Origin of the sequence: Cobetia sp. 2AS, assembly GCF_029846355.1 — a bacterium.
Taxonomy (GTDB): Bacteria; Pseudomonadota; Gammaproteobacteria; order Pseudomonadales; family Halomonadaceae; genus Cobetia; species Cobetia amphilecti.
In genome coordinates this window covers 1-260 of the sequence record NZ_JARWKQ010000027.1, presented here as the reverse complement: position 1 = coordinate 260, position 260 = coordinate 1, and the positions used below count along the sequence as shown (strand labels likewise).

The window sequence follows — 260 nt, the reverse complement described above, 5'->3', positions numbered from 1 at the left end:
GATGCCCCGGCACTGACCTCCGACACCACGCCGACCATCGTCGGTACCACCGATGCCGAAGACGGCAGCACCGTCACCCTGGTCATCACCGACAGCGACGGCAACGAACAGACCGTCACCGCCACCGTCGAGAACGGCACCTATACGGTTGACGCTGAAACGCCGCTGAGCGAAGGCGAGTATAGCGTCGAAGCCTCGGTCACCGATCCGGCCGGCAACACCGCGACCAGCAATGACGTGGGCGAGATCGACGCAAGCGC

Annotated in this window: 1 protein-coding gene; it reads left to right on the top strand. The window is 65.0% G+C overall.

What is annotated here, in order from left to right; all coding sequences use genetic code 11:
* The coding region (locus tag QD356_RS17785) for an Ig-like domain-containing protein (protein WP_225996706.1) at window positions 1-260 on the top strand (260 nt) is incomplete at both ends.